At 63.2% G+C, this 26705-nt stretch carries 30 protein-coding genes and 1 pseudogene; 10 read left to right on the top strand and 21 right to left on the bottom strand.

What is annotated here, in order from left to right:
• The first annotated feature begins 1 nt into the window (after position 1).
• From NKH03_RS11930 to denD, 4 genes are all read left to right on the top strand, one after another.
• The gene (locus NKH03_RS11930) at positions 2 to 688 is read left to right on the top strand and encodes a GNAT family N-acetyltransferase (protein WP_352968519.1); all 687 of its coding nucleotides are present in this window, start codon (positions 2 to 4) and stop codon (positions 686 to 688) included.
• A gap of 26 nt (positions 689 to 714) precedes the next feature.
• Positions 715 to 1698 carry a cation diffusion facilitator family transporter gene (locus NKH03_RS11925; protein ID WP_352968518.1) on the top strand — a complete coding sequence of 328 codons (984 nt, stop codon included), beginning with the start codon at positions 715 to 717 and terminating at the stop codon, positions 1696 to 1698.
• A gap of 78 nt (positions 1699 to 1776) precedes the next feature.
• On the top strand, positions 1777 to 1989 hold the full coding sequence (locus tag NKH03_RS11920; RefSeq protein ID WP_352632630.1) for a hypothetical protein: 213 nt from the start codon (positions 1777 to 1779) through the stop codon (positions 1987 to 1989).
• Between the two features lie 16 nt (positions 1990 to 2005).
• Positions 2006 to 2983, top strand: coding sequence for a D-erythronate dehydrogenase (gene denD / locus NKH03_RS11915; protein ID WP_352968517.1), 978 nt, complete (start codon positions 2006 to 2008; stop codon positions 2981 to 2983).
• 22 nt (positions 2984 to 3005) lie between these two features.
• Here denD and NKH03_RS11910 read toward each other — a convergent pair whose 3' ends face one another.
• From NKH03_RS11910 to NKH03_RS11890, 5 genes are all read right to left on the bottom strand, one after another.
• Entirely contained in the window at positions 3006 to 3617 is a 612-nt protein-coding gene (locus NKH03_RS11910) for a hypothetical protein (protein ID WP_352968515.1), read from the bottom strand.
• A gap of 157 nt (positions 3618 to 3774) precedes the next feature.
• Positions 3775 to 4968 carry a nickel/cobalt transporter gene (locus NKH03_RS11905; RefSeq protein WP_352968513.1) on the bottom strand — a complete coding sequence of 398 codons (1194 nt, stop codon included), beginning with the start codon at positions 4966 to 4968 and terminating at the stop codon, positions 3775 to 3777.
• Positions 4965 to 5633: a DUF1007 family protein gene (locus tag NKH03_RS11900; RefSeq protein WP_352968511.1), complete on the bottom strand. Its 669-nt coding sequence runs from the start codon at positions 5631 to 5633 to the stop codon at positions 4965 to 4967. The genes NKH03_RS11905 and NKH03_RS11900 overlap by 4 nt, the downstream gene beginning before the upstream one ends.
• An 89-nt stretch (positions 5634 to 5722) precedes the next feature.
• Positions 5723 to 6619, bottom strand: coding sequence for a LysR family transcriptional regulator (locus NKH03_RS11895; RefSeq protein ID WP_352863324.1), 897 nt, complete (start codon positions 6617 to 6619; stop codon positions 5723 to 5725).
• A gap of 2 nt (positions 6620 to 6621) precedes the next feature.
• Entirely contained in the window at positions 6622 to 7818 is a 1197-nt protein-coding gene (locus NKH03_RS11890; protein WP_352968510.1) for an amidase, read from the bottom strand.
• 540 nt (positions 7819 to 8358) lie between these two features.
• Here NKH03_RS11890 and odc2 point away from each other — a divergent pair.
• Positions 8359 to 9492: an ornithine/lysine decarboxylase gene (gene odc2, locus NKH03_RS11885; RefSeq protein WP_352863328.1), complete on the top strand. Its 1134-nt coding sequence runs from the start codon at positions 8359 to 8361 to the stop codon at positions 9490 to 9492.
• 96 nt (positions 9493 to 9588) lie between these two features.
• Complete coding sequence (locus tag NKH03_RS11880) at positions 9589 to 10188, top strand: GNAT family N-acetyltransferase (RefSeq protein ID WP_352863330.1); 600 nt, start codon at positions 9589 to 9591, stop codon at positions 10186 to 10188.
• An 82-nt stretch (positions 10189 to 10270) separates the two neighbouring features.
• Here the strand turns inward: NKH03_RS11880 and NKH03_RS11875 are convergent, their stop codons facing one another.
• The 7 genes and pseudogenes from NKH03_RS11875 to NKH03_RS11845 form a co-directional block, all read right to left on the bottom strand.
• Complete coding sequence (locus NKH03_RS11875) at positions 10271 to 10555, bottom strand: SCP2 sterol-binding domain-containing protein (RefSeq protein WP_027144782.1); 285 nt, start codon at positions 10553 to 10555, stop codon at positions 10271 to 10273.
• A 199-nt stretch (positions 10556 to 10754) separates the two neighbouring features.
• Positions 10755 to 11270 carry a hypothetical protein gene (locus NKH03_RS11870; protein ID WP_352968508.1) on the bottom strand — a complete coding sequence of 172 codons (516 nt, stop codon included), beginning with the start codon at positions 11268 to 11270 and terminating at the stop codon, positions 10755 to 10757.
• Positions 11271 to 11355: 85 nt separating this feature from the next.
• Positions 11356 to 11781: a hypothetical protein gene (locus NKH03_RS11865; RefSeq protein WP_352968507.1), complete on the bottom strand. Its 426-nt coding sequence runs from the start codon at positions 11779 to 11781 to the stop codon at positions 11356 to 11358.
• A 100-nt stretch (positions 11782 to 11881) separates the two neighbouring features.
• Positions 11882 to 12493, bottom strand: a complete 612-nt coding sequence (locus tag NKH03_RS11860) for a rod-binding protein (protein ID WP_352968555.1) — start codon at positions 12491 to 12493, stop codon at positions 11882 to 11884.
• Between the two features lie 77 nt (positions 12494 to 12570).
• A complete protein-coding gene (locus tag NKH03_RS11855) occupies positions 12571 to 13188 on the bottom strand; it encodes a tetratricopeptide repeat protein (protein ID WP_352968506.1) in 618 nt (205 codons plus the stop codon).
• A gap of 5 nt (positions 13189 to 13193) precedes the next feature.
• A complete protein-coding gene (locus NKH03_RS11850; protein WP_352968554.1) occupies positions 13194 to 14231 on the bottom strand; it encodes a BTAD domain-containing putative transcriptional regulator in 1038 nt (345 codons plus the stop codon).
• A gap of 123 nt (positions 14232 to 14354) precedes the next feature.
• Positions 14355 to 14414: pseudogene (locus tag NKH03_RS11845) on the bottom strand (hypothetical protein); the annotation flags it as partial.
• Positions 14415 to 14708: 294 nt separating this feature from the next.
• Between NKH03_RS11845 and NKH03_RS11840 the strand changes: the two are divergent.
• Both NKH03_RS11840 and NKH03_RS11835 read left to right on the top strand, forming a co-directional pair.
• Positions 14709 to 15707, top strand: a complete 999-nt coding sequence (locus NKH03_RS11840; protein ID WP_352968505.1) for a DMT family transporter — start codon at positions 14709 to 14711, stop codon at positions 15705 to 15707.
• Positions 15691 to 16545, top strand: a complete 855-nt coding sequence (locus tag NKH03_RS11835; RefSeq protein ID WP_352968504.1) for a DUF1194 domain-containing protein — start codon at positions 15691 to 15693, stop codon at positions 16543 to 16545. Before NKH03_RS11840 ends, NKH03_RS11835 begins: the two co-directional genes overlap by 17 nt.
• Positions 16546 to 16615: 70 nt before the next feature.
• Here NKH03_RS11835 and NKH03_RS11830 read toward each other — a convergent pair whose 3' ends face one another.
• Genes NKH03_RS11830 through flhA form a run of 3 tightly spaced genes read right to left on the bottom strand, consistent with a single transcriptional unit; the run spans position 16616 to position 19832 of the window.
• Positions 16616 to 16993, bottom strand: coding sequence for a hypothetical protein (locus tag NKH03_RS11830; protein WP_352968503.1), 378 nt, complete (start codon positions 16991 to 16993; stop codon positions 16616 to 16618).
• 2 nt (positions 16994 to 16995) lie between these two features.
• The gene (fliR, locus tag NKH03_RS11825) at positions 16996 to 17748 is read right to left on the bottom strand and encodes a flagellar biosynthetic protein FliR (RefSeq protein WP_352863345.1); all 753 of its coding nucleotides are present in this window, start codon (positions 17746 to 17748) and stop codon (positions 16996 to 16998) included.
• A complete protein-coding gene (gene flhA / locus NKH03_RS11820; RefSeq protein ID WP_352968502.1) occupies positions 17745 to 19832 on the bottom strand; it encodes a flagellar biosynthesis protein FlhA in 2088 nt (695 codons plus the stop codon). Before flhA ends, fliR begins: the two co-directional genes overlap by 4 nt.
• Positions 19833 to 19980: 148 nt before the next feature.
• Here flhA and NKH03_RS11815 point away from each other — a divergent pair, with 148 nt between their 5' ends.
• Complete coding sequence (locus tag NKH03_RS11815) at positions 19981 to 20280, top strand: putative quinol monooxygenase (RefSeq protein ID WP_352968501.1); 300 nt, start codon at positions 19981 to 19983, stop codon at positions 20278 to 20280.
• Between the two features lie 112 nt (positions 20281 to 20392).
• On the top strand, positions 20393 to 22174 hold the full coding sequence (locus tag NKH03_RS11810; protein WP_352968500.1) for a chloride channel protein: 1782 nt from the start codon (positions 20393 to 20395) through the stop codon (positions 22172 to 22174).
• Positions 22175 to 22220: 46 nt separating this feature from the next.
• On the opposite strand, the gene NKH03_RS11805 is transcribed toward NKH03_RS11810, so the two are convergent.
• From NKH03_RS11805 to NKH03_RS11780, 6 genes are all read right to left on the bottom strand, one after another.
• Positions 22221 to 23864, bottom strand: a complete 1644-nt coding sequence (locus NKH03_RS11805; protein WP_352968499.1) for an MFS transporter — start codon at positions 23862 to 23864, stop codon at positions 22221 to 22223.
• 280 nt (positions 23865 to 24144) lie between these two features.
• The gene (fliQ, locus tag NKH03_RS11800; protein ID WP_023761707.1) at positions 24145 to 24411 is read right to left on the bottom strand and encodes a flagellar biosynthesis protein FliQ; all 267 of its coding nucleotides are present in this window, start codon (positions 24409 to 24411) and stop codon (positions 24145 to 24147) included.
• Between the two features lie 24 nt (positions 24412 to 24435).
• Complete coding sequence (flgD, locus tag NKH03_RS11795; RefSeq protein WP_352863353.1) at positions 24436 to 24843, bottom strand: flagellar hook assembly protein FlgD; 408 nt, start codon at positions 24841 to 24843, stop codon at positions 24436 to 24438.
• Entirely contained in the window at positions 24843 to 25286 is a 444-nt protein-coding gene (gene flbT / locus NKH03_RS11790; protein ID WP_352654661.1) for a flagellar biosynthesis repressor FlbT, read from the bottom strand. The genes flgD and flbT overlap by 1 nt, the downstream gene beginning before the upstream one ends.
• Entirely contained in the window at positions 25283 to 25630 is a 348-nt protein-coding gene (gene flaF, locus NKH03_RS11785) for a flagellar biosynthesis regulator FlaF (protein WP_352829119.1), read from the bottom strand. Before flaF ends, flbT begins: the two co-directional genes overlap by 4 nt.
• Before the next feature lie 31 nt (positions 25631 to 25661).
• Complete coding sequence (locus NKH03_RS11780; RefSeq protein ID WP_031260869.1) at positions 25662 to 26705, bottom strand: flagellar hook-associated family protein; 1044 nt, start codon at positions 26703 to 26705, stop codon at positions 25662 to 25664.

Below are 26705 nucleotides of genomic sequence, written 5' to 3'. Positions count from 1 at the left end.
GGTGACGGAAAATCTGAAAGATTGGCAACCGCGCCCGCGACCCGAGCGCAAGGCGATCGACGGCCGTTATGTCCGGCTTGAACCGCTGAGCGCCGCAAAACACGGCGATGAGCTCTATGAGGCGTCTTCCGTGTCCGATGTCGATGGCCGCTTCGCCTGGCTGCCCGACTATCCGCCTGAAACCCGCGCTGCCTTCCAACCCTGGCTGGACAAGGTCGAGGCCAGCGAGGATCCGCTGTTCTTTGCCGTCATCGACAAGGCCAGCGGCAAGGTCGCCGGGCGCCAGACCCTGATGCGCATCGATCCGGCCTACGGCGTCATCGAGATCGGCAACATCTATTGGGGCCCGCTCATCTCGCGCAAGCCGGGAGCGACCGAAGCGCAGTTCCTGTTCATGAAATACATCTTCGACGAACTCGGCTATCGCCGCTACGAATGGAAGTGCAACAACCGCAATGAGCCGTCGAAGCGGGCCGCCGAACGGTTCGGCTTCAAGTTCGAGGGCATTTTCCGCCAGCATCTGATCGTCAAGGGTGAAAACCGCGATACGGCATGGTATTCGATCATCGACAAGGAGTGGCCAGCCTTGCGCAAGGCCTATGAAGCGTGGCTCGATCCGGCCAATTTCGATGGCGACGGCCAGCAGAAGCGACGGCTTGAGGATTTTCGCGCGCAGTTCGGTGCGTGAGATCAGGCGCGTAACGGGAGTTGCCATTGGCCCACACCCACGATCACAGCGGGCATGATCACAGCGGGCATGATCATGGGCCAGGTCATGTGCATGGCTCGACCGACAAGAAACGCGTGCTTATCGCTGCCTGCCTGACCGGCGGCTTCATGGTCGCCGAAGCGCTCGGCGGTATCCTCACCGGGTCGCTGGCGCTGCTGGCCGATGCCGGCCACATGCTCGCCGATTCGATCGCGCTCGGCCTTGCCTGGTACGCGTTTCATCTCGCGGGACGTCCGGCGACCGTTCGCCTCACCTATGGCTTCGGCAGGGTCAAGACGCTTGTGGCCTATACAAACGGCATCGCCATCTTCGTCATCGCGCTGTGGATCGTCTACGAGGCTTGGGGGCGCCTGCAGGCGCCGGCACCGGTGCTTGGTGGGCCGATGCTGGTGGTGGCGATCCTCGGCCTGCTGGTCAATATCGGGTCCTTCTTGGTGCTGCATGGCGGCGATCGTGAAAACCTGAACATGCGCGGCGCCATCCTGCATGTGCTGGGCGACCTGCTCGGCTCAGCCGCCGCCATCGCGGCGGCGTTGGTCATTCTGACGACCGGCTGGACGCCGATCGACCCGATCCTGTCGGTCCTGGTCTCGCTGCTGATCCTGTATACGGCATGGTCGCTTATGCGCGCCGCCGCCCATGTCCTGCTCGAGGGCGTGCCGCCCAGCCTCGACCGCGATCTGATCGCCAGGGACATCGAGGCGACGGTCCGGGGCGTGCGTGAGGTGCACCATATGCATGTCTGGTCGCTCGACGGAACCAGCAACATGGCGACGCTGCATGCCTGTCTCGACGAGGGCGTCGACGCGCACCAGGCGGTCAGCGCCGTCAAGAAGCGGCTTGCCAGCGAACACGGCATCAGCCATGCCACCGTGGAACCGGAATTCGGACAATGCGCCGACGATAGCCACGGCCACGAGCACGGCCACGGGCATGAAGCGACCGCGCACCACGACCACCATCACTAGGACCGATCGATTGGTCCTGCCTCAGGAGTTCCAAACCTTGAAAACCAGCTTGATGAACGCCCACTGCCCGGACGCGTCATGATGGATCGTGACACCAGGAATGCGGCCATCGCAGCGGTGTGGATCATGCTTCTGTTCGGCATCGGCGCCTACTATCTGCCGACCGTGATGCTGGCCCTCGGCAGCCTTTCGACCGTGCTGGCCGGCGCCTTCGGCATCGTCTTCGTGCTGGCGTTTTTCTCGGTGTTCTGGCTGCGCGCGCGCAACCAACGCAAAAACCAGGGTAAATAGGCAAGGGATTTTCGACATGCGCATTCTGATCACCGGCGCCGCGGGCATGGTCGGCCGCAAGCTCATCGCCCGGCTGGCCAAGGACGGCATGCTGCGCGGCGGCAAGATCACCGCGCTCGACCTGCACGATATCGTGCCGCCGCAGGCGCCGGTCATGGACGGGGTCAGCATCACCCTCCACACCAGCGATCTTGCCGAGGCGGGTGCCACCGAACGCCTGGTCGCATCGCGCCCCGATGTCGTCTTCCATCTCGCCGGCATCGTGTCCGGCGAGGCGGAGGCGAATTTCGAACTCGGCTACCGCGTCAATCTCGACGGCACGCGGGCGCTGTTCGATGCCATCCGCCTGGCGGGCTTTGCACCGCGTGTCGTCTTCACCTCGTCGATCGCGGTGTTCGGTGCACCGTTCCCGGATGTCATACCCGATGACTTCCATCCGACGCCGCTGACCTCCTACGGCACGCAGAAGCAGATGAGCGAAGCGCTGCTGGCCGACTATTCCAGGCGCGGTTTCTTCGACGGCATCGGCATCAGGCTGCCGACCATCTGCGTGCGGCCCGGCAAGCCGAACAAGGCGGCGTCCGGCTTCTTCTCAGGCATCATCCGTGAGCCCTTGAGCGGCCACGAGGCGATCCTGCCGGTGCCGCGCTCCGTCGTGCACACCCACGCGAGCCCGCGTTCGGCGGTCAACTTCCTGATCCATGCGGCGCAGATCGATGGCGCCGCCGTCGGGCCGCGCCGCAACCTAACGATGCCCGGCGTCGCCGTTACCGTCGGCGAGCAGATCGAGGCGCTGGAGCGTATCGCCGGGCCGAAGGCGGCGAGCCTGATCCGTGAGGAGCCGGACGAGACGATCTGGGCGATCGTCAAGGGCTGGCCGACAAGGTTCGAGGCGCGGCGGTCGAGGGAACTCGGCTTTGCCGCCGAAAAGAGTTTTGACGAGATCATCCGCGCGCATATCGAGGATGAGCTGGACGGCAAGATCGCAGGTTAAAGCGACTGGGGCCGGGTTTCGCTTATCTGCTGGATCGTGGGGCCTGGGCCTTTGCGGCACGTCGCTCGTTTTGCCGTCGCACTTGGCGCGATTCTTGGCCCACGCCGTCGTGGTCACTTGGTCGACTAGTGGGGATAGGCGCCGCGCCCGGTAACATCGGCTGCTCCGTGGTCTCAAGAATCTCGACAGCTTGATCAACTAACTGGTTGAGGTCTACGCTAGCGGAAAGGTTGAAATTGCAACTTTGCAATGCTGCAATGATTATCATGACCGTGACGGCTATGGCGCTCTTCTTTCGACCGCGAAGTGGTGCGATGGCTTTGCCGAGATCAGGGTTAATCTCTTGGGTTCGCGCGATCAGATCGTCAGTTGAGATCTCGTCTCTCTGAGCCTGCTTCAATACGCTGACAAACTGCTTCAGCATTGCTGTAGACAGTTGTGAGCCCTTCAGCATTTGAAGGACGCCATCCACGACGTCGAATTTGCCTTCGATTATTGACGCCATCCGACCGCAGCGTGGACAAGACTCGGTGTTGCCTTCAAGCACAAGATTGCGCACGTCGCCGCGTATAGAGATCGCTCTTGAGGCAAAGAGGTTACCGCAGTTGGGACAGTATACCGGAATATCGACCATTCTTGCCCTCCACGGTCTTTGTCAGGCAGATCATGGTGCCGCAGGCTAATCGTCAAGCAAAATCGACTCTAAGCAATATCTAGATGGTCGGCATGGAAAAACACGGTCGACATCGTGTCTTGATCGGCTCGTATCAGGGGGCGTCGGCAATCTCGATCTATCCGCCTGACGCCAAGCTCGCCGACAGCAGCAACAGTCCGAACAGGAAGACGAAGGCGGCGCCGCCGATCTCGACGATCGAGTGGATGCGGTTGCCCATGCGGCCGTCGCCGGCGAAGTACACCGCCCAGTTCTTGGCGGTCACCGCAAGTGTGGCCAACGCCGAGACGGTGATCGCGGTCCCCAGCGACATCGCCAGCACCGACAGCAGACCGCCGAGCCAGAGCCCGTTGAGAAGCGCGAAGCTGAGCACGATCAGCGCCCCGGAGCAGGGGCGGATGCCGACCGCCGCCACCGCCGACCAGGCCGTGCGCCAGTCAAAGCGATCGCCCGACAGCAGCGCCGGGTCGGGCGCATGCGAATGGCCGCAGGTATCGCAGACCTCGCCCGCCGCATGATCGTGATGGGCATGATCGCGGGTGGCGTGATCATGGTCATGCGTTCCGTGGTCGTGATGATCGTGGGAATGGTTGTGCACGTGGTCGTGATCGTCATGCACCTGCAGCGCATGCGAATGGGCATGCGCCGAATGGCTGTGAGCGGCATGCGAATGACCTGCATGCGAATGGCCACCATGAGAATGACCGGCGTGCGCCGCCGACAGGCTGTAGGAGGGGCCTTTGCCGAACAAGCGCAGGACGGCAGGGCCGAGCTTGCGCCACAGCAGCCAGGCGCCAAACAGGGTGACGAAGACAAAGCTCATGACCTCCATGAACCAGGCCGCGTCCGTCATCGACACGGAGGTGCCGCGCAAGACGAAATAGGCGACCCCCATCACCGCGACCGCCGTCAGCCCCTGCAGCAGCGCCGAGACGAAGGACAGCAGGATGCCGCGCCGCAGCGCCACTTCGTTGGCGACCATGTAGGACGAGATCACCGCCTTGCCGTGACCGGGGCCGGCGGCATGGAAGATGCCGTAGGCGAAGGACAGGCCGACGAGTATCCAAATCTTGCTGCCGTCCTGGCGCATCGCCTTCATCGCGGTTGCCAGCGCGCGATAGAATTCCTGCTGCCGCAGATTGATCCACATCAGGATGTGGGCGAAGGGGCCGGCGCTGGGCGCGATGCCGTCATTGACGCCGATGCCGAGCGAACTCTGGGCATGGGCGGCGTTGGCAAAATGCATCATGGCAACAGTGAGGGCTAACAGGCCGAATGCCAAACGCAGGGACGGTTTCGTCACCGGCTTCATCCTTCTGGCTGACAGGTCAGTTCGAGCTTGGTGGCAAAGATCTTGCTCATGTCGGTGCCGGTCGGATCGTTGAAGAAGGCATCGGTGAGGGTCTTCTGGTTTTCCTTGATCGCCTCGTCCGGGTCCGGACGGATCACCTTGCTGGTGCAGTTCGACGGCAGGCCTTCAACCGTGATGTTGGCGTCCTCGGTGAAGTCGATCGCCGTGTAGAACGTCGGATCGTAGACGCCGATGTCGATCTTGCCGTTGAGCTTGATCGGCTCCTTCGGCTCGGATTCGAACAGGATGATCAACTGGTCGTTGTCGAAATTGGCCATCAGATGCGGCGGCGGCGTCATCGCCACGTCCTTGCCGTCGACGGTGACGAGCTGGAAGTAATTGAACTCGGCCAGCGAGGCGTGGACGGTGTCGGCGACTTCCTTGAGCTCGTTGTCGTCGAGCTTCAGGTCGGAGTTCTTGTCGAACTCCATCATCACCGTACTGGAGAAGAGATCGTCGAAGCGCCAGAGATGACGCAGCGCTTTCACACTTTGGTGATCCGGGGAGAGGATCACGTCGAGGCGGGCCTCGGCGAAGACGTGGGGATGCACCTCAGCCGGTCCGGTGGCGGCAAATGTCGCCGCCAAGGCCGAAGCCAGCATGATTGCGTGCCGTTTCAGGTGCATTCTCGGTCGCGATTCCATTGGGCCTCGGATGAGATGTCGAGAGTTATCAGAAAGGGGGCGAAATTGGGACCGGGACTCGACTGAATAGATCAGGCTTCACGCGTTCTGAACCACTGCACCAGGAAGTCGACGAAAACGCGTACTTTGGCCGGCAGGTAGCGGCGGTGCGGGTAGACGGCGAAGATGCCGCCGCCCGACAGGATGCGGTCATCCATCACCGACACCAGCCGGCCGCTCGCGAGGTCGGGCGCGGCGATGAAATCCGGCAGGACGGAAAATCCGAGCCCGGCTACGGCCGCGGCTCTCGCCGTCATCGGGCTGTTGACCTCGATGGGACCCGACACCGAAACGCTCACCGGATCGCCATTGTCGCCCTTGAATGGCCAATTGTTCAGTCCGCGGCCATTGGTGTCGACGATGCAGGGCATGCGGCTGAGATCCTGCGGCCGTGTCGGCATGCCATGCCTGGCGATCAGTTCGGGAGAGGCGCAGAGTTTTATCGAAAACGGCGCCAGGCGCCTGGCGATCAGCGACGAGTTCTCCAGCCGCGAGATGCGCACCGCGAGGTCGAACCCTTCCTCGACCAGATCGACGAAGCGGTCGTCGAGCTGGATGTCGAGCACGATGTCGGGATGCTGCTTGGCGAAATCGATCAGCGACTGTCCGATCGGTGCATCGGCGAAGGTGCGCGGCGCCGACAGCTTGATCCGGCCGCGCACATCGCCGGAGGATTCGCGCACGGCGTCGGCCAGGCTGTCGACCTCGCGCACGATCTCCGAGGCGCGCCGGTAGTAGGTGTGGCCGGCCTCGGTCATCGAGAACTGGCGCGTGGTGCGGTTGAGCAGCAGGGCGCCGAGTTCGTCCTCCAGCTCGCGCACATATTTCGACAAAAGGGCCTTGGAGCGGCCGATCTTTCGCGCCGCCGCCGAAAAGCCCTCGGCCTCGACCACGTCGATGAAGGCACGCATGCGGGTCAGTGTGTCCATGGTCAGGCCTTTCGTGCCGCGTCGAGAAGTTTCCGGCCGAGCCGTATCAGGGCAATGTCGCTGCCGGAAGGGCCAAGCAGCGACAGGCCGAACGGGGCGCCGGCGACCGACCCGATGGGCAAGGTGATCTGTGGAAAACCGGACAGGCCGGCCAGGCACAGAAGTTGAAGCGCTCGTTCGCGATAGGCCTGGAACTGCTCCGGCGTGCTGTCCACGTAGGGAGCTGGGCCCGGCACCGTCGGCACGACAAGGAAGCCGTCCTTGCCCAGCAAGGCGCTCAGTTCGCCGCGAAAGGTCAGCCGGCGCACCTTCTCGGCTTGAGCTGTTTTGTCGTCGACGGCACGGCCGAAGCCGAAGCGCTCCTCGACACCGGGGCCGAGGTCGCGCTCGCCGCTGGTGATCCATTCGCCATGCACCGCCCAGGCCTCCTTGGCCTGCAGCCGGCGAAAGCACCAGTAGAGTTCATCCGGAGACGAGGTGAAGCGCGTCGCTGCCGTCGCCGGCGCGCCGAAGACCGTACTCGCCAGTGCCTTCATTCGAGCATATTCGGCAACCGCCGGGCCGGCGACCAGCGCGTCCAGCCATTCCAGCGTCAGCGGCCGGTCCAGTGCGTGCTGGTGGGGGTCGCGGCCGAGCAGCAGCTTGCCGACGGTCTCGTAGGTCTCGATATCGTCGGCGAACCAACCGAACGTGTCGAAGCTCGGCGCCAGCTTCATCGTGCCATCGAGCGAAATGCGCCCATGCGTGGTGCGCAGCCCGATGAGACCGCAAAAGCTCGCTGGCGCGCGGATCGAGCCGCCGGTGTCGGAGCCGGTGGCGATGTCGGCCAGCCTGCCCGCCACCGCCGCCGCCGACCCTGATGACGAGCCGCCGGTGACGCGGTCGGGCGCTGCCGGGTTCACTGGAAACGAAAAATGCGCATTCTGGCCGAACAGCGCGAAGGCAAGCTCGTCGGTCTGGGTCTTGCCGACGAAGCGCGCGCCGGCATCGAGAATCATCTGCACGGCCGCGGCCGTGCGCGAGGCGGCGTGGCTGTCAGTAAACTTCTGCAAGTTGCCGCAACCTGTGCGATAGCCGGCGACGTCGTAGATGTCCTTGACGGCCAGCCGCAGGCCGGCCACCGGGCCGAACTCGGCATGCGCCACCGGCATCTGGCGAAGATCGAGAAAGGCATTGAGAGGGCCGTGGGTGCCTGTCATCGTTCGCTATCCGGATACGGTTGCCGCAACATCGTTCGATGCCAGAAATTTTACAACCTCGGATGCGATTTTTATTGATTGTGAAACCCATCGCCCTTATATCGCGCTTGCCCAAAGTCGCACGTGCCTGTGGGTGTCCGCCGGTCCTCGAATGGTGAGGGAAATCGGTAAGGTAACTGGAGCTAACCCCTCCAGTCGGTCTAGCGGCCAACCGCCAGCCCGAGGACACCTTGAAGCAACGACGGTGCGGGCCTTTCTGGTGTTCTGCCGGTTGTCCAAAAACCGGGGTTACTGAAGAGGCACACCTTCATTGCCGGCAGTGCGGACGGGTCTCCCATCCAAGCCAAGGCAGACAAAGCGAACCGAGGCCGGGCAAGGCCAAGGTTCACCGCCGCGAGACGGCGCTTCATGGTTCCGGGGTCTCCACCGGCTGGTTCCATGGATTTCCGTCCCGCCTTTGTCCACCGCGTGTTCGCGAGGCTGACAGCCTGCGTCCCGCAGCCTTATGGCGCGCCGAAAGGCGCTGATGGAGAGACCCCGATGGCCACCCAGCGCATCCTTGACTTCCTCGCCACCCGACGTCCGACCGGCCCTTGCCTGGTCGTCGACCTCGACGTCGTGCGCGACAATTTTCGCGCCTTCGAGAAGGCGCTGCCCGATTCGAAAATCTACTATGCGGTGAAAGCAAACCCGGCGCCGGAAATCCTGCGCCTGCTTGCCGCGATGGGCTCGTCCTTCGACACCGCTTCCGTTGCCGAAGTCGAGATGGCGATGGACGCCGGTGCGCCGGCGGACCGCATTTCCTTCGGCAACACCATCAAGAAGGAGCGTGACATCGCACGCGCCTACCAGCTCGGCATCCGCCTGTTCGCGGTCGACTGCGTCGAAGAGGTCGAGAAGATCGCCCGTGTCGCTCCCGGCGCGCGCGTGTTCTGCCGCGTGCTGACCGATGGCGAGGGTGCCGAGTGGCCGCTGTCACGCAAATTCGGCTGCGTGCCTGCGATGGCTGTCGACGTGCTGCGCCATGCCAAGGAACTCGGCCTCGACGCCTATGGCGTGTCGTTCCATGTCGGCTCGCAGCAGACCGACCTGACCGCTTGGGACCGCGCGCTGGCCGACGCCAAGGTGGTGTTCGCGACGCTCGCCGAGGAAGGTATCGTCTTGAAGATGGTCAACATGGGCGGTGGTTTCCCGACGCGCTATCTGCGTGACGTGCCGGCGGCCCAGGCCTATGGCCAGTCGATATTCTCGGCGCTGCGCAAGCATTTCGGCAATGCCATCCCGGAAACCATCATCGAGCCGGGGCGCGGCATGGTCGGCAACGCCGGCGTCATCAAGTCGGAAGTCGTGCTGATCTCGAAGAAGGCCGCCAACGACAATGTGCGCTGGGTATTCCTCGACATCGGCAAGTTCGGCGGCCTGGCCGAGACGATGGATGAGGCTATCCGCTATCCACTCGTCACCCGCCATGACGGCACGGAGACCGCACCTTGCGTGCTCGCCGGCCCGACCTGCGATTCGGCCGACGTGATGTACGAGAAGACGCCGTACCCGCTGCCGCTCTCGCTGACCATCGGTGACGAGGTGCTGATCGAAGGCACCGGCGCCTACACGACCACCTACTCGGCGGTCGCCTTCAACGGCTTCGAGCCTCTCCGATCCTACGTGATCTGACGGTTCGAAAGAACCGGTCAGATCATCCCAGGTGGGCGTCTGTCGCCCATCCGGGTTCGCCTGTGGAACAACCTCCGCTCGTGAAGGATCGCGGAAATGGACATTGCAAATTTCATTGTTGAAGGCGCTGCGCGCGGAATCTCCCCCTCAAGGGGGGAGAGTGCCATTGCCGTCATTGCCGAAACCGCCGCCGATGTCGCGGCGCGCGAGGCGTTGCTCGATCGGGCCATGGGGCCGAAGCGGCGGAAAAAATCGTCGGAGAAGCTGCGGCGTGGTCGTCGGCCCTCTGAAGGCCTGGCCTTTGTCACCCACGATGCTTCGGGCGACGTGGCAGGCACCGTGCGGCTGTGGGATGTCACGCTGGGCGAGGGTGGTCCGGCCGCGCTGCTGCTTGGACCGCTCGCCGTCGATCCATCGCTCAAGAGTGCCGGCATCGGCTCGGCGCTGATGCGCCATGCCATCGCCGAGGCGGCGCGGCTTGGCCACGCCGCGATCCTGCTGGTCGGTGATGCGCCTTATTACGGACGCTTCGGCTTCTCCGCCGCCAGGACCGGTTCGCTCGCCATGCCGGGACCTTACGAGCGGCACCGTTTGCTGGCGCTTGAACTGGTGGACGGCGCGCTCGATGGCGTGCACGGCACGTTGAAGGCGGCGGGGCGCAAGCTGAAGACGCAGGAACTGAATTCGGCGGCCTGATGCTTCAGGCCGCCTGAAGCGGCGCGTCTTCATTCAAAACAATACGCCGCCCATTGGGCAGCGTTGGTTTGTCTGATAGTGGTCAGCCGATCAGCTGGCTGAGGGCCATGGCGACGGTCATGTCGCCTTCGACCTTTATCTTGCCGGTCATGAAGGCCATCGTCGGATTCAGATCGCCAGCGATCAGCGAATCCAGGTCGTCGAGCGAGAGCTTGATGGTGCAGTCGGCGGGTGCGTCGGTGGTCGAAACGGTCGCGCCGTCGATGACGATGACGCCGTCGCTGCCGGTGTCGAATTTCACGGAACGATCGAACCCGCTGCTTGCCACGCGCGACTTGATCTTCTCGGCAATCTCCTGAACGCTCACGCTGTTCTCCTTGTCTGGTTGCATCTGTCTCGCAACGGCGCTTCAATCCGGCCGAAGCCCATGCCGCGGCTTCGCGATCACGGTCGCTGCCCGCATATAGCTTTGCGTTGACGTTTACGTCAACGCGGATTCCGGTGGCTGGTTCCTGCCCTCGCGGCAGGTGAGGCCCGATTTGGTCGGAACCCATGAGCAGGGCAACTCAGTGTTCCTTGAACGCCCTGGTCATTTCCGCAGCCGTCTCGCTTTTCTTGCGGCGCAGCCAGTTGTCGCGGATTTCGTCCTTCGACAGGAAATTGACCTGATCGATCAGAACCTCATGCACCAAAGGGGCGCCGACACGCGCGTTGACGGTATCGCGGATGGCGGCGCGGAAGGCATCGAGATCGATCGTCGCCTTCTTGGTGAAGTCGATCTGCGGATTGGAATAGAGGTAGGAATAGACCTGGTCGGTGATCAGCGCTTCCGCCGGAATGGACAGCTTCTTTATCTGCTCGGGTTCGACCGTGTAGACGAGCTTTGTCAGGAAATAGCCGCCGATCTGCGAATCGCGGATCAACGGCACCGAAATGATATCGGTCTTGACGTAGTCGAGGCCGCCCAGCATCGGCTTCGGCGTTTCGCCGACGCCCTTTTCGCCCGCGGCCTGGAACGAATAGAACACCGCGCCGAGCGTGGCGGCGCAGATCCAGACGGCGATGGCGATGACCTTGATCATCGGGCCTCGTCACGGCCTTGAGATGCCAACGCGGCGTTGCCCTCCTGCCTGAGCAGGATCGCAAATGCGTTCCCTGTGTTCGGGATCATGCCTTTGCCCAGCCGAATTCGCCGGCCGAATAGGTGCCGTCGGTTTCGGCGCGCTGGATGGCGTGCCGCAGCAGGTTGGCGACTTCGTTGACCGCGCTGAGGTGCGCCAGGATCGCCGCCTCGTTCTTCGCCAGCTTGTGGCGCAGCCGGGTCAGGCCGTCGCGGTGCTGTTCGAGAAATTCGGCTTCGCTGCCGCCCTTCATGGCGCGGGTCAGCTCGTAGAGATAGCGGCTCTTGCGGGCGTTCGATGCCTTGAGATCATAGTTGGTGGCGTTGCGGATGCCGGCCGTCTCTTCCTCGACCACTTCCTCGATACGTCCGATGATGGCGGCGAGGTTGCCAGGCCGCGCGAACGGGATCGGCGCTTCCGACGCGGTCGTGCGGGCTGGCAGGTTGGCGGTGAATTCCGAAAAGTCGGCCATGAGAAATCCCGGTCTGGTTAGATTGAACTCGGATACGCACTATCTGCTTGGTTGAGCAGGATCTTTCCCAAAACCGGGGTACCGGTTCTTGGCCTATGTCCTAGATCTTGATGTCTGTCTTGACGTTGGTCTCGTCACCGGTGATCGACCGCGCCGCCCTGCGCTGCAATTCATGCACCAGCGAGGTCGACAGGCTGTTCTGTTGATCCATCTCGGTCCTTTCCGGCCCGCCCGAAACCGGACCGACCGGCACGATGCGCTTGCCTTCGACATAGTGGTCGGCGAGCATCGACTTGGCGATGCCGATGCCACCACGTTCGGCCATGACGTCGGCCACCCGCTCGGCAAGCTGCGATTTCCACATGTCGCCGGCCAGGCCCTTGCCGTAGACGCCTTCGGTGTCCTTGGGCAGCATGTTCTGGATGAAGGTCTGCAGCACCATCGCCTCGAACTTCTTGAATTTCTTGGCGGGATCGGTTGCGGCGGCGGCCTTGTCGGCAGTAGCGCGCGACAGGACCGAGCCGGCATCGACCGAAGCGGCGCTGTCGACCGAAAACGCACCCGCAGCACCACCGGACCGCTTCGTCAGCGCGGCACGGGCGGCCTCGATATCCGTCGGGTCGACGGCTCGGGCCACATCCATAACGATGTCGCTGGGTGGAGAAATCGCCAAGAAAGTCCGCCTTTTGTCGGTTTTCCTTAGCCAGACAATGCCTCAACAAGCTTGTGGCAGGCTTGCCAAGCGGCAGGCTTGATCTGGTTGGATCCCGGTCGCGTAGCCAGGTTCCACTAGGAAGCAGGAAGGCCGGCCCTCGACAGCATTTCAAGGAATCTCGCGTGATAATGATCCTTCACATAGCGCGGCACAAAGCCGGGGCAGACATTACCCAGGTTGAGATGGGGAAGTTGTGACAGGCAATGATGGATGGCCCGCGACGCCTCTTCGTTGTTCCCGGTTGCCGACGCGGCCGCAGCCCAATAAAGGGCGCCGCGAACGAATCCCGGCTTTGTCCTGACCACCTTGCGGGCGACTTCGAGCGCCCGCTGATCGTCTCCGCCGGCGAACAGTGCGACAACCAGGCCATGGTGACGCCAGAAGTCGATGACGTCATGCGTTCCGAGCCGGATTGCCTCGTTGGCCTCACGCACTGCTTCGCTGACCTGTCCGCGCAACGCAAAAAGCATCGAAATGTCGCCGTGGCCGGTCGGATAGCTCGGGTTGAGGCTGATCGCATGTTGGCACTCGGCGATCGCCTCGTCGATGCGACCGGAACTTTCGAGAGCGAATGACAGGATGCAGCGGGCAATTTCGTCGTCAGGCACTGCCCGCACCGCTGCTTCCGCAAGCTCGACCGCACGCTCGATCTGCCCTGGCTCCCGTGGCAGCGAGCCAAACGCCACGCCCATGGAAATTACGATCGAGAGCGTTCGCTTCGCAGAGCGTTGTCGGGACCTATCGCGACAGCCTTCTCGGCAAGCTCTATCCCGATCAACAGCGAATCCCGGGTCATTTCAAAATATTTCATGAGAGCTTCGTTCACCAGCCTGCGCACTTCAGGGGGACCGGGCGGGCTCTTGTCGCGGACTTTCCAGTTGGTCAGTTGAAGGTCGAGGATCACGGCCAGAACAACAGACTGCGCGATCCTGTCCTGGAATTCGAGCGCGTTCTCGGAGTGGCCGTCGAACTTCTGGGCCCAGACGTTGTGGCCGCCGGCGGCATCGACAAGCTGGATGTTCACCCTCAGCCCATTGCCGGATCTCTGGACGCTGCCGCTGAGCACATATTGCGCCCGGAGCGTTCCCGGGGCTTTGGCTTCTTCGGCAGGGCCTTTCTTCTCCGAGGGTGGCAGCGCGGAGAGCACGACATAATCGGCTACCTCGGAGAGGGCCGTGGTGATGTCCTGGACGAGTCCCTTGGCGAAAAAGTCGTCGCCTTGCTTTCCGGTCAGATTGATGAAGTCGGCAACGCTGATCGATGGGCGCCCGAAGCGCTGGCTGGCTGGAACAGTATTTGCCGACTGCACATTTGGCGCCGTGTCGGCGGCAGAGAGCACGGATTGCCAAAGCGCTCGCGTCTGCGGGCCGACGTCGACGCCGAACTCCTTCTTCAGCATGCTTCTGCAAGCCTCGTATGTCCTGAGCGCCCTGTCGCGTTGGCCACATGCGAGGAGCAATTCCATCTTGAGCCGATAGGATTCTTCCCGCGTCGGCTCCATGGCCAGAACACGATCGACCAGGATGACCCCGGTTTCCGCGTCGACGAGACGAGCCAGTTTTTCAAAGGCCTCAAGAGCGCGGCTGAGCAGCCTGTCGCGTTCGGATGCGACCCAGTCATCGAATCCACTGCTCCCCAGATAAAGTCCGTCGAGGAATGGCCCGGTGTAGTTCGCCAGAACCCTTTCGAGTTCCTGCACGGAACGGGCCGAGAGGCCTGCTTCGAATTCCTCCACGTCAACTCGAACCGCGTCTGGCGCGAGGCCGATCAATTCCCCGCGGGAATGGATAATATCCACACCGGCGCGTGACAGATCCCGACGCAGGACGCTGAGGGTTTGCCGCAGGCTGTTGCGCGAGTGTTCGCTATCGCTGTCACCCCAAAACAGATCAGCCAGTCTCTCCCTTGTCGCCACCATGCCGGGACTACGGGCCAGATAAGCAACGATCGCAGGACCCCGTTTTCCGGTCAGCCGAAGCGGATCAGCCGTTCCATTTTCGATCCGGAAACCACCGAAGAGTGAGATTCTATTTGTGGCGCCGCCGCCCTCATTTTGCATTTGCTCTCCCAGCCTGACGAAATTCTAACTCAAAACTAACGCTTCGCAAACTGTAGCGCCCCGCACTCAAGCGCTGTCGTGACGGCAGGTCATTTAGGCTGTGCTAAATTAGGGTCACCGAGCCAACAACTGGCTTTGGCTCGAGGGGGGCGGGTGTCCAAGACTAGAGCCAATTTGCTGCTGCTTCTTGCAGCCGCTTTGTGGGGCCTCGGCAATGTCGCGCAAAAGACGGTGCTTGCTCATCTCGACCCGCTGAATGCCGTCGGCCTGCGCTGCCTGATCGGTGGGCTGCTTGTGCTGCCTTTCGTCTTGACCGAAAGGCGACTGCCCGCCGGGCCGGGCTATCTTTCCAGCCTGGCCAGGATGGGCGTTCTGTTTGCCATCTCCATCACGCTTCAGCAGCTTTGCTATCTCGGCGCCACGGTCACGAATGCAAGCTTCCTGGTGAGCACGGCAACGGTGATGACACCGCTGGCCGCCTGGCTGCTCATCGGCGAACGTCCGACAGCGAGCCTCACCGCCGCCGCCGGGCTGACAATGGTCGGTGCCATGCTCTTGTCCGGCGGGATCGCCGGCCTCGGCAGCGGCGATCTCACCGCCATCCTGTCGGCTGCCTGCTATGCGCTCTGGATGGTCGAGCTTGGCCGGCACATGCAGGCCCATGCGCGGCCGTTCACTGCTGCGGCGACACAGTTCCTCGGCGCCGCCGCCTTTGCCCTGCCGCTCGGGGCACTGCAAGGCAACCTGTCGCTGGCCGCTGCACTTGCGGCCGGCCCGGAACTCGCGGTCCTTGGCGTGTTCTCCACCGCAATCGCCTTCGGCATACAGATTGCCGCCCAGCGCTTCACCCCGGCCAGTCATGCCGCCGTGATCGTCAGTGCCGAAAGCGTCTTCGGGGCGTTGGGCGCGGCGATCTTCCTCGGCGAACGGTACTCACCCGCGGGCGCACTGGGTGCAGCGATCATTCTCGGTGCGATCCTGTCCGTCGCAATGTCGAACCGAACGCCGCAGGCATGCGCGCCCTTGCTGGCCCGCCCGGTTCAACCCTTCGACGCGGCCTTTGCCATTGCCGCTACTCCAGCAGCCTGGCCGGACGATCGTGCCGCCGCCAATTCAGGTCCAATGGAGGAATGTGATGACCCTTGCGGTTGATGCGAACGTATTCCCAACCCGACGGCCGCCCAGCACGTCTGCAGCGGCCGGCTTTCGCCGGCAGGTTCGGCGATCGACCAGAGAACCGGCAAGACGGATCAATTCGTATTTGAGAGTGGCGGGGATACTTGCAGCTTCGGTGTTTTGGGGACTGCAGGCACACGCAGCCGACGTTGATGTTGCCGTTGTATTCGCTGTCGACTTCTCGTCCTCGATCGATCCAGAGATTGCCGATCTACAGCGCGAGGGTCATGCCGCGGCGCTCACTTCGCCAGAGATCATCGCGGCCATCACGCGGAACTACGCTGGCTGCATCAGCGTGGCCTACTTTGAATGGTCGAGTCCCGGGCACACACGCATTGTGCTGCCGTGGACAAGCATCTGCGGGCTGGAGGATGCCAGAGCGGCCGCGTCGGTGATCAGCAAGAAAGGCGATACAGGCTTCACCCGTAGAGGGCGAAGAGGAACATCCGTTTCCTCCGCTATTGACGTCGGTAGTCTTCTGCTTGACCAGTTTCCGGGAAAGGCAGCGAAGAAAGTAATCGACATCTCCTCCAATGGTGAGAACAACGACGGACTTCCTGTTCAGCCGAGCAGGCTGAACGCCATTGCCAAGGGGTATACGATCAACGCGATCGCCATTCCAACGCAAGATGAGGATCCCGATCAACCGTTGGCATCCTATTTTGCCAAATCGGTCATTGGCGGTTCGCAAGCCTTCGTCATAACGCCGAAGGGGCCAAACGACTACGCCATGGCCCTTCGCCGCAAGCTGGTCACTGAAGTAAGCATGGACGTCGGCCGGCAATTCCCGCAACAGGCGGATGGGCGCTTTTAGCAACCGCAATTCCGTACGTTTGAGAGGATCAGCTTGATGGGTTTGGCCAACGATCAGGACTCGGCACTGCTCATGGCCGCTTCTGCGCGATGATATCCAGCCGTTCGCGGTCGGAGCGTTCGCGCTCGTCGCGGTTGCGCACGTTCTTGTAGGCGCGCTCGACCATGTTGGTGCGCGCGGTCGCGGCGGCGATGAGGCTGGCTTCCTGCTTCGCGCTTGCCAGGTTCGCCTCCTGGCGCACGACGGCCTGGGCGATGCGGCGATGGTAGAGATCGGGGAACAGGCCGGAAAGCGAATCGGCCTGGTCGAAATGTCCGACCAGATCACGGGCTTCGGCCTCGGCGGCGCTGGCTGCCGCAAGGAAGGTGGCGTGATGGGTTTCGTGCAGCGCCTTCAGCTGCTCCTGCACCTTGACCAGTTTCCTGAGGCGGTCCTTGCGCGTGCTCATTTCTATCTCGCCAGCGTCAGGTCGACAAAGCCGTCGACGAACAAGGACAGCATGGTGCCGATGGCGAAGTAGAAGATGATCATGCCGCCGGCGATGATGAAGGGCTGGGAGATGAAATAGATCGGGATCTGCGGGGTCAGCTTGTTGACGAAGCCGATCGTCAGATTGACGAGAATGGCATAGGCGACAAACGGGCTGCCGAGGCGGATGACCAGGAAAAACGTGTCCGACACCGTGTCGGTGACATCGACGAGTGCCGCCTGCGGGTTGAAGAAGATATTGACCGGCGCGACCGTGTAGGAAGAAACCAGCGCGCGTACTATCTCGTGGTCGAAATCGAAGACAAACAGCATCAGCAGCGCCGAAAACGAGATGATGGCGGCAAGGGCCGCCTGGGGTTCGGGCTCCTCGATCGCCGGTCCGCCGCTGCCGCCATAGCCGATCAGCATGGCGATGGCCGAGCCCATGAAGCGCAGGGCTTCCATGTAGAGCCTGGTCATGGCGCCGATCAGGCCGCCGACCAGAAGTTCCGAGATGATCATCGGCACCAGGATCTGCGGGCGCGGGTCGACGAAGGGAAAGATCTTGTCCCACAGGAAGGCGAGCAGGCCGCCGGTGGCGGCGACCGCCACGAACAGCCTGACCTGGACCGGAACGCGGGCGCTGGACAGGCCCGGCATCAGCATGAAGCAGGCGCCGATGCGGCAGAAGGCGAGGAACGCCGCGATGACGACGCCTTGCGAGAGCACGCTCACGATATGGTTCCGAGCACCCTGATCTCGACGCCCTTGGCGATTTCGACGTGGCTGAGCACCGGCAGCGTGGTGAACAGCCGCTCGATGATCATGCGCACATAGGGGCGGGCGTCGGGCGCGGTGACCAGCACGAAACGCTCGCCGGCTTCCAGAAATTTCTTGATCGCCTTGGTCGCGTCCTGGCCGAACTCCTCGAGCTGGCGTGGGTCTATGTCGAACTCGCGCACCTCGCCCTTGGCGTCGCGCTTGAGGCTCTGGTGGAAGGCGAGGTCCCAGCGGTTGCCGAGGCGCAGCACCTTCAAAACGCCGCTCTCGGAGAGGTCGCCGCAGATCTGCTGGGCCATGCGGATGCGGACATGTTCGACGATCTGCTCGGTGCGGCGCACATGCGGCGCGATCTCGGCGATCGCCTCGATGATCAGATGCAGGTTGCGGATCGAGACCCGCTCGGCGAGCAGCAGCTTCAACACCGCCTGCAGGCCGGGATAGGAGATGTGCGTGGTGCAGATCTCGTCGGCGAGCTTGCGATATTCCTGGTCCTGCCGTTCGAGCAGCGCCTTCATGTCCTTGTAGGACAGAAGCTGCGGCAGGTTGTTGCGGATGACCTCCGAGAGATGGGTGAGCAGCACCGACATGTTGTCGGCGAAGGTGTAGTTCTCGCGCTTCAGATCCTCGGCGAAGGTTTCGACCACCGAATAGGCGCGCATGCCGAAGGCCGGCTCGCGGATTTCCTCGCCCGGTATTTCGGGTATGTCGCGGTTGCCAAGCAGCACCATTATCTCGCCGACGCGCATCTGGTATTCGGCCACCACGGTGCCATGCACCTTGATCTGATAGCTCTTCGGCGGGATGGCGAAATCGTCGGCGACACGCACCTCCGGCACGACGAAGCCGTACTGGGTGGCGAATTTCTTGCGCATCTTCCCCATGCGGAAAACCAGTTCCTGATGCGACGTCAGCAGCCTTGTCGACAGCTGCTTGCCGATCAAGAGTTCGATCTCGGCGGTGGCGAGCGAGGCCTTGACCGAGTTCTTCTCCTCCTCGACCTTGGTCGCCTTCTCCTGGTCCTTGATCGCCTCGGCTTCGGCGAGGACGCGGTTGGCGCGCATCGGGATGACATAGCCGAGGCCGGCCATGCCGGCGGCGAGCGCAAAGAACGGGAACAGCGGCAGGCCGGGCATCAGGCCGAGCAGCACGAGCAGCGATGCCGCCACGTAGAGGGCGCGCGGGTGGGCGCCGAGCTGGCCGAACACCGCCTGGTTGGTCGAGCCGCGGGTGCCGCCCTTGGAGACGAGCAGGCCGGCGGCCAATGAGACGATGAGCGCCGGAATCTGGGTGACGAGGCCGTCGCCGACCGACAGCTTGATGAACACGTCGGCGGCTTCGCCCATGCCCATGCCATGCCTGATGTAGCCGATGGCGATGCCGCCGACTATGTTGATGGCGGTGATGATGAGGCCGGCGATGGCGTCGCCGCGGACGAATTTCGAGGCGCCGTCCATCGAGCCGAAGAAGGAGGATTCCTCTTCCAACTCGCGACGGCGCAACTGCGCGGTCTTGTCGTCGATCATACCGGCGGAGAGGTCGGCGTCGATCGACATCTGCTTGCCGGGGATGGCGTCCAGGGTGAAGCGGGCGCCGACTTCGGCGATACGGGTGGCGCCCTTGGTGATGACGATGAAGTTCACCACGATCAGGATCATGAAGACGATGAGGCCGATGACGAAGTCGCTGGCCATCACCAGCTTGGAGAAGCCGGCGATGACATAGCCAGCGGCGTGCGTACCCTCGTTTCCATGCGACAGGATCATGCGCGTGGTGGCGATGTTGAGCGATAGCCTGAGCATGGTGGCGATGAGCAGCACGGTCGGGAATGACGAGAAATCGAGCGGCCGCTGGATCCATAGCGCCACCATCAGGATCAGCACCGAAAGCGCGATCGAGAAGGCGAGGCCGATGTCGATGAGGAAGGCCGGGATCGGCAGGAACAGCACGGCCAGGATGATGACGATGCCGATGGCAAAGAAGACGTCGCGACCGTTCTTGGCCACCGCGCCGGGCTGGATGCTTTCGCTGATCGCCATGTCGTCCCCAAAACCATAGACTGCCGAGCGCGCGACAGCCCTGTGAGGGTAGCCCGCCAAGCTTGCGCGAGGGTGGGAGACTGGCTAGTTCGGGCGATCATGCGCGGGTCATTCGCGCCGGCCGACTTTGCGAAAGAAGGAAAACCCCATGCTTTTGATCATCGGCACCATCCGCTTGCCGCCGAACAAATTGGAGGAAGCCAAGCCCGCCATGGAACGCATGGTTTCCGGCAGCCGCGCGGAGCCCGGTTGTGTCCAATATTCCTACGCGCAGGATGTGCTCGATGCCGGGCTCATTCGGGTCACCGAAGTCTGGAGCGACCGGGCAGCACTGGACGCGCATTTCGCCTCGCCGCACATTGCGGACTGGCGTGCGAGTTGGCCGGCGCTTGGCATCGGCGAGCGCAACCTCGTGCTCTATGAAGCCGGCGAGCCCATGCCGACCTGATCGGTTTGCCACAATGGCGCCTCGTCTGTCGCCATTGCGGTTGCCATGCCCTGTCGCCGGGCGTATCAGGCGGGCCTTCCACTGCCTTTTGTGATGTCGGCGAGCCGCCCCGGTGCTTTCCAGAAACCACAGCGAAGTCTACGCCCGCCGGCTGCGCGCGGTGCTGATCCGATCGGTGCCGCTGCTCGAGGCGCGCGGCATCGCGGTGGTCATTCTGGCCGGCGCCGTCGGCGTGATGGCGGGCGTGCTGGTCACGGCGATGAGCCAGATCGTGCAGGGCCTGCACGGGCTGTTGTTCGGCGTCCAGCCCGGTGGTCGGCTTTCAGGCATGTTCTCGCTCACCAGTCCGGTGCAGGCGCTGGTACCGGCGATCGGCGGCATCCTGCTCGGGCTAACGGTGATCTGGCTCAGAATCCGGAAATTCCGTACCCCGATCGACCCGATCGAAGCCAACGCGCTCTATGGCGGACGCATGTCGCTGACCGACACCTTCATCATCGCCGGCCAGACGATGATCTCCAGCGGTTTTGGCGCCTCGGTCGGGCTGGAAGCCGGCTACACGCAGGTCGGGTCCGGCCTGGCGTCATGGCTGGCGCGCTTCTTCAGGCTGCGCCGCAACGATGTCCGCATCCTGGTTGGCTGTGGTGCGGCCGGCGCCATAGCGGCCGCCTTCGATGCACCGCTGACCGGCGCCTTTTACGGCTTCGAACTGATCATCGGCATCTATTCGGTCGCCAATGTCGCGCCGGTCATGACCGCCGCGATCTCAGCCTCGCTGACCGCCGAAATGTTCGGCGGCGTGCCTTTTCCGCTCGAGCTTTCGGGCCTGCCGGCGCTCACCGCCAGCCAGTACGTGCCGTTCCTGCTGCTTGGCTTGCTGGGCGGCGCCGCCTCGATCGCAATCATGCATCTGGTGACGTTGATCGAGCGTGGTTTTGCCAGGCTATCGATCGATGCGTCGCTGCGCCCCGTCATCGGCGGCGTCGTCGTCGGCTTGTTGGGGCTGATCACGCCACAGGTCTTGTCCAGCGGCCATGGCGCGCTGCATCGCGAATTCTCGATGAACTACGGGCTGGCCGTGGTGGCCAGCGTCTTCGTGCTCAAGCTGGCGGCATCGGCGGTCTCGCTGGGGTCGGGCTTTCGCGGCGGATTGTTCTTTGCCTCGCTGTTCCTTGGCGCCCTGCTTGGCAAGGCGTTTGCGGATGTGATGGTCGTCGTCTCCCCGGCAACCGGCATCGACCCAGCCGTCGCCGCCGTCGTCGGTATGACGTCGCTCGCCGTCGGCGTCGTCGGCGGACCGCTGACGATGACCTTCCTGGCGCTGGAATCGACCCGCGACCTGACGCTGACCGGTGTCGTGCTTGCGGCCTCGATCATTTCGGCGATCCTGGTGCGCGAGACCTTTGGCTACTCCTTCTCGACGTGGCGCTTCCATCTGCGCGGCGAGACCATCCGCAGCGCTCACGATGTCGGCTGGATGCGCAGCCTCACCGTAGGCTCGATGATGCGCAAGGACATCAAGACCATTTATGCCTCGACGACGCTGGCCGCCTTCCGCAAGCAAGTGACGCTAGGCTCGGCCCAGCGCGTCATAGCCGTCGACGCGGGTGATCGCTATGTCGGCGTGCTGATCGTGGCTGAACTGCACAGCGATCCTTCCGACGGCGAGGTGCCGGTGCGCGATCTTGCCAAGTACAAGGACGCGGTGCTGGTGCCGAGCATGAACGTGCAGGCCGCCGCCGAAACGTTCCAGCGCGCGGGCGCCGAAGAACTCGCCGTGGTCGAGGATTTCACCGACCATATCGTGCTGGGGCTTTTGACCGAAGGTCATTTGATGCGGCGCTACGCCGAGGAACTCGATAAGGCGCGCCGGGACCTGTCGGGCGAGGGGTAGGGGAAGCCAAGCCGGATGCCAGAGAGGGCAGGCGCGGTTGCGAAGCCTAATGCTCGATCGGTCCCTTGGCCATCACGAGAGCCGTGCCGGCGGTCGTCGGGCGCTCGATCATGCGCCGCACGCGCGGCGGCTCGTCGCCGCTGTGCAGTGCCCGGATGCGCTCGCCGATGACGGCGTCGGCATGGGTGATGCGTCCATTGTGGCGCACATATTCGATCCAGGTCGGCGTGTGATAATGCTCGATCCAGATCGCCGGATTTTCCAGGTCGCGCGCCAGCGTCCAGTTGCGGGCGCCGTCACGGCGGCGTATGCGGCCGCGTTCGGCCATGATGGCCAGGAACTCGGGTACGTCCTCGTCGCGGATGATGTATTCGATCATGATGGCAATCGGCCCGCTGCGCGGCTTCAGGTCGAGCGCGAGATGCGGCTCCCTGAAGCGGTTGAGCGGGTCGAGGTTGAGCACCTGCTGTTGCGGCAGCGGCAAAAGCAGGCCGATGGCGCCGCCGGCCAGCATGGCGATGCTGGCGGCGATCAGCGCGGTTTCGGCGCCATGCGCATCGGCGACGACGCCCCAGATCCAGCTGCCGAGCGCGATGCCGCCGAAGGTCGCGGTCTGATAGACCGACAGCACCCGGCCGACCACCCAGCGCGGTGTCGCCATCTGCACCGTGACGTTGAAATGCGAAAGCGCGATCACCCAGCAGGCACCGCCGACAAGCAGGCCCAGCGAGGTCTGCCAGGCATGATGGCTGACGGCGGCATTGAAGGCGCAGACGGCGAAGCCGGCGAAGGCTGAGCGTACCATTGTCTCGCTGGAGAGCAGCTGCCGCAGCCTGACGCTGATCAAGGCGCCGCCGACCGCGCCGATGCCGAAGGCGCCAAGCATGATGCCGTAGGTCAGGGCATCGCCCTTGACGACATCGCGCGCCACCAGGGGCAGCAATGCCAGCACCGCGCCGGCACTGAAGCCGAAAGCCGCGCCCCTGACCAGCACCTTGCCGATGTTGGGCGACATGGCGACATAGCGCAGGCCGGCGCCCATGGCGGCGCCCAGCGACTCGCGCGGCAAGGTCGATACCGGCACGTCCGGCTTCCAGCGCGCCAGCACGACGATCAGGCCGATATAGCTCACCGCGTTGGCCGCAAACGCGGCCGCCGCACCGGCCGCGGCGACGATGATGCCGCCGATCGCAGGACCGACGCTGCGGGTCAGGTTGAAGCCCATCGAGTTGAGCGCGACGGCTGCCGGCACCTTGTTGCGGGGGACGATGTCGCCGACGGAAGCCTGCCATGACGGGCTGTTGAGCGCGGTGCCGCTGTCGATCAGGAAGGTGAAGGCAAGCAGCGTCCACGGCGTGATCAGGCCCGAATAGGTGAACAGGGTCAGGAGCACCGAGACGACCAGCATGAAGGTCTGGGCGACCAGCATCACCTTGCGCCGGTCGAAACTATCGGCGATGGCGCCGGCGACGAGCGCGAACAGCATGATCGGCAAGGTGGTCGAAGCCTGGACCAGAGCCACCTGATAGGGCGAGGTGGCGATCGTGGTCATCATCCAGGCGGCGCCGACGCCCTGGATCAGGCCACCGAAATTGGAGATGAGACTTGCGCCCCATACGGCGCGGAAAATGCCGTGCCGGAAAGGCGCCAGCGCCGAGACGCTCTCGCTGTCCGGCTTTTCGTCAATCATCGGGGGTTCCTGCCATGTCGTGCCGATTCGTCAGGCGATCCGTTTGCTCAGACCGTTTGCCGAAAGTAGGGCATGGCGCCGCAAAGGGCGAATGTCTTTCGAAAAAGCCCATGGTCCAACAATGGGATAGAGGAGGTCCACGCCCTTGTCCGCCGCCAGATCCGAGGATGCATCGGGCCGGCAACCGACCTACCCGAATGCAAAACGGCAATCTAGCTAGCCCCAGCCGCGCGCAAGCGTTGGCATTCGTTTCAACACAATCCGGACGGATAGCTGCCGCTCAGAACCCGTTCTGGATGCGCTCGAAGATGACGTTGGTGAAGGCCGATATCTGGCTGCCGATGAAAGGGCCGGTCAGCGCCACCACCAGCATGATGGCGACGATCTTCGGCACGAAGGTCAAGGTGATCTCCTGGACCTGTGTCAGCGCCTGGATGAGGGCGATGCCGATGCCGACCACCATGGCGACAAGCACCACCGGGGCGGATGCGGTGAGCACCGTCCACACCGCGTACTGGACGATGTCGAGAGCGTCGGCCTCGTTCATGGGACTGGCTCTCTGTCGAAAACGTCAGCTCGCTGCCTTGACCGAGACTCCCGGGCCGACCGCGACTTCGGTGCCGTTCTGCAGCACGGCGATGAGGCCGCTGCTGGCGAGGCGCACCGACGCCACCGTGCCCGTCGTCTTGCCGTCGGCGGAGGTTATCGAGCGCCCGATCAGCGCGTCGGCCTGCGACAGCGCCGACGACTGCATGATCTGGTCGAGCTTGGTGTTGCTTTGCACCGATTGCTCGACCTGCGAGAAGGTGGCGAGCTGGGCGACGTACTGCGTCGAGTCCATCGGCTTCGTCGGATCCTGGTTCTTCATCTCGGCGATCAGAAGCTTCAGGAAGGACTGGTAGTCGACCGCTGTCTTCGAAGTCGACGCGGTGGCCTGGTTGGTGCCGGTCGGTATCGTCGTCGTCATGTCCACGTTCATCAGTATCGTGCTCCCACAGCCAGCGGGCGCTCGGCACCCGGAACGTCGTCATTGCCACCCAGCGCGCGGCGTTCGAGCGGATAGAGCGCGCGAATTGCCTTCAGCGCCTCGTAAATATGATCCTCGCCGACCATGCGGTCGATCTGTTTCAGCGCGCCGCAGATCTGAGTGTCCTCGAAGCTTGCAAGCAGCAACGGCAGCGAGCGGCGGAACATGTCGCGCGCGGCGGCCGCGCCGGCCGGATTCATCAGCATGACCTGCAGGATGAAATACAGCTGCTTGAGCGGCGTCGAGGCATCTTCGGCCTGGATCACGTGGCTTTCGAGCAGGAACTGCACGTCGTTCATCAATTCGACGGTGACCTTGCGGTCGACACGGATGACGGCGCCGTTAATGTAGATCTTTTCATTCGGCTTGAGCGATATCTTCAGCGTGTTGGTCATTGAATGCCGTCCCTGATGATCTGGGACACTTCGATCAGCCCTTCGAAATTGTTGGTGCGGCCCTGGCGAATGTCCTCCGCCTCGCGCAGCAGCCACAGACCGATGGAAATGAGGTTGGCGCGCAGTTCCTTGGGCAGGGCGTTGTCGCTGGAGCCGAGGTCCTCGACGAAAGCGGTCCAGACACGGTTGGTGAAATTCAGCGCCTCGATCGCCTCCATCGAACCGTGGCCGGCCGCCGCCGCTGCCGCCAGCATGTCGATCGAGCGGGTCAGCAGTTCCCGCTCGCGATCCTTCGCATCGGCTACGGAGGTGCTCTGGATGTCGGCGTAGGAGAATTGGTACATCGTTGGGGCTCTACCGTTCCGTTAAGCGTTGTCAGGTCAGGTAATTCAGCAGGCTGAGCTGCTGCAGGCGTGCGGTCAGCGCGAAGGACGTTTCGATGTGCTGCGTCAGGTCGGCGACGCGGGTCGCGGCTTCGGCTGGATCGACGCCAACGAGATCGACAATATGCCGTTCGAATAGATCGGTCTGTGTTTTCATACGGTCGTTTGCATCGGACAGCCGCTTCTGGACGATGCCGGTCTCGGACTGAACCTGGGCAATGCCGCTCAGCGCTTCGCCGACCAGCAACGTTGAGCGGCTGACGACCGTGTTCTTCGCAGCCTGGCTGATGTTGCTGGACATCAGGCTGGCAACCATGGTTGCCGCCATGGCGAGCTTCTGGATACCGTCGCTGTTGGCGCTGGTCGAGGTCGGTGTGGTTTCGTTGAGCGCGATGCGGCTGACGATCTGCTGGTCGGTGGCGTTCGACCAGTTGCCTTGCCAGCCCGGACCCATGAACTGCGGCACGACATCGTTGGTGATGAAATCGTCCATCTGCGCGGCAGTGATATTGGCGGCTGCCGGGTCATCCGGGGTGAAACCGAAATTGGTGACGAAGGAAGCATCGAATGCCGCCTTTGCCGGCGAGCCCGCGGCGCTGAAGTCGTTGATCGGCTTGACGTCGGTGTTGGTGCCGGCGAACAGGTACTCGCCGTTGACGCTGGTGTTGAGGATCGAGGTCAGCTGCTGAATGGTCGCTTTGCCGGAATCCCGGGTAAGACTGTTGGAAGAATCGCTTGATGAGGCGGTGGTCAGGGCGGACAGGAATGTCTGAGCGGCGCCGGAGAGCTGGCCAAGCGAGGTCTGCGTCGAGGAAAGCCGGGCGCCGACCAGGCCGTTGGAGTCGATGATGACATTGAGCCGGTCGAGATCGCGCTGGAAGGTGACGGACTGGGCGGTGCGCCCTCCGAGAGCCAGGCCGACATCGGCGACCTTGCCGCTTGAGGACTCCTTCGTGGCTTTGACGAGATCGGCCTGCATGCGCATCTGCTGGGAGCGCATGGCATTCGATATGGCGGCTGACGAGACGGAAGTCAT

The sequence above is a fragment of the Mesorhizobium sp. M1406 genome (assembly GCF_040317555.1).
Lineage (GTDB): Bacteria > Pseudomonadota > Alphaproteobacteria > Rhizobiales > Rhizobiaceae > Mesorhizobium.
The sequence above is the reverse complement of the archived record's forward strand: the minus strand, read 5'-3'. Positions and strand labels throughout refer to the sequence as shown.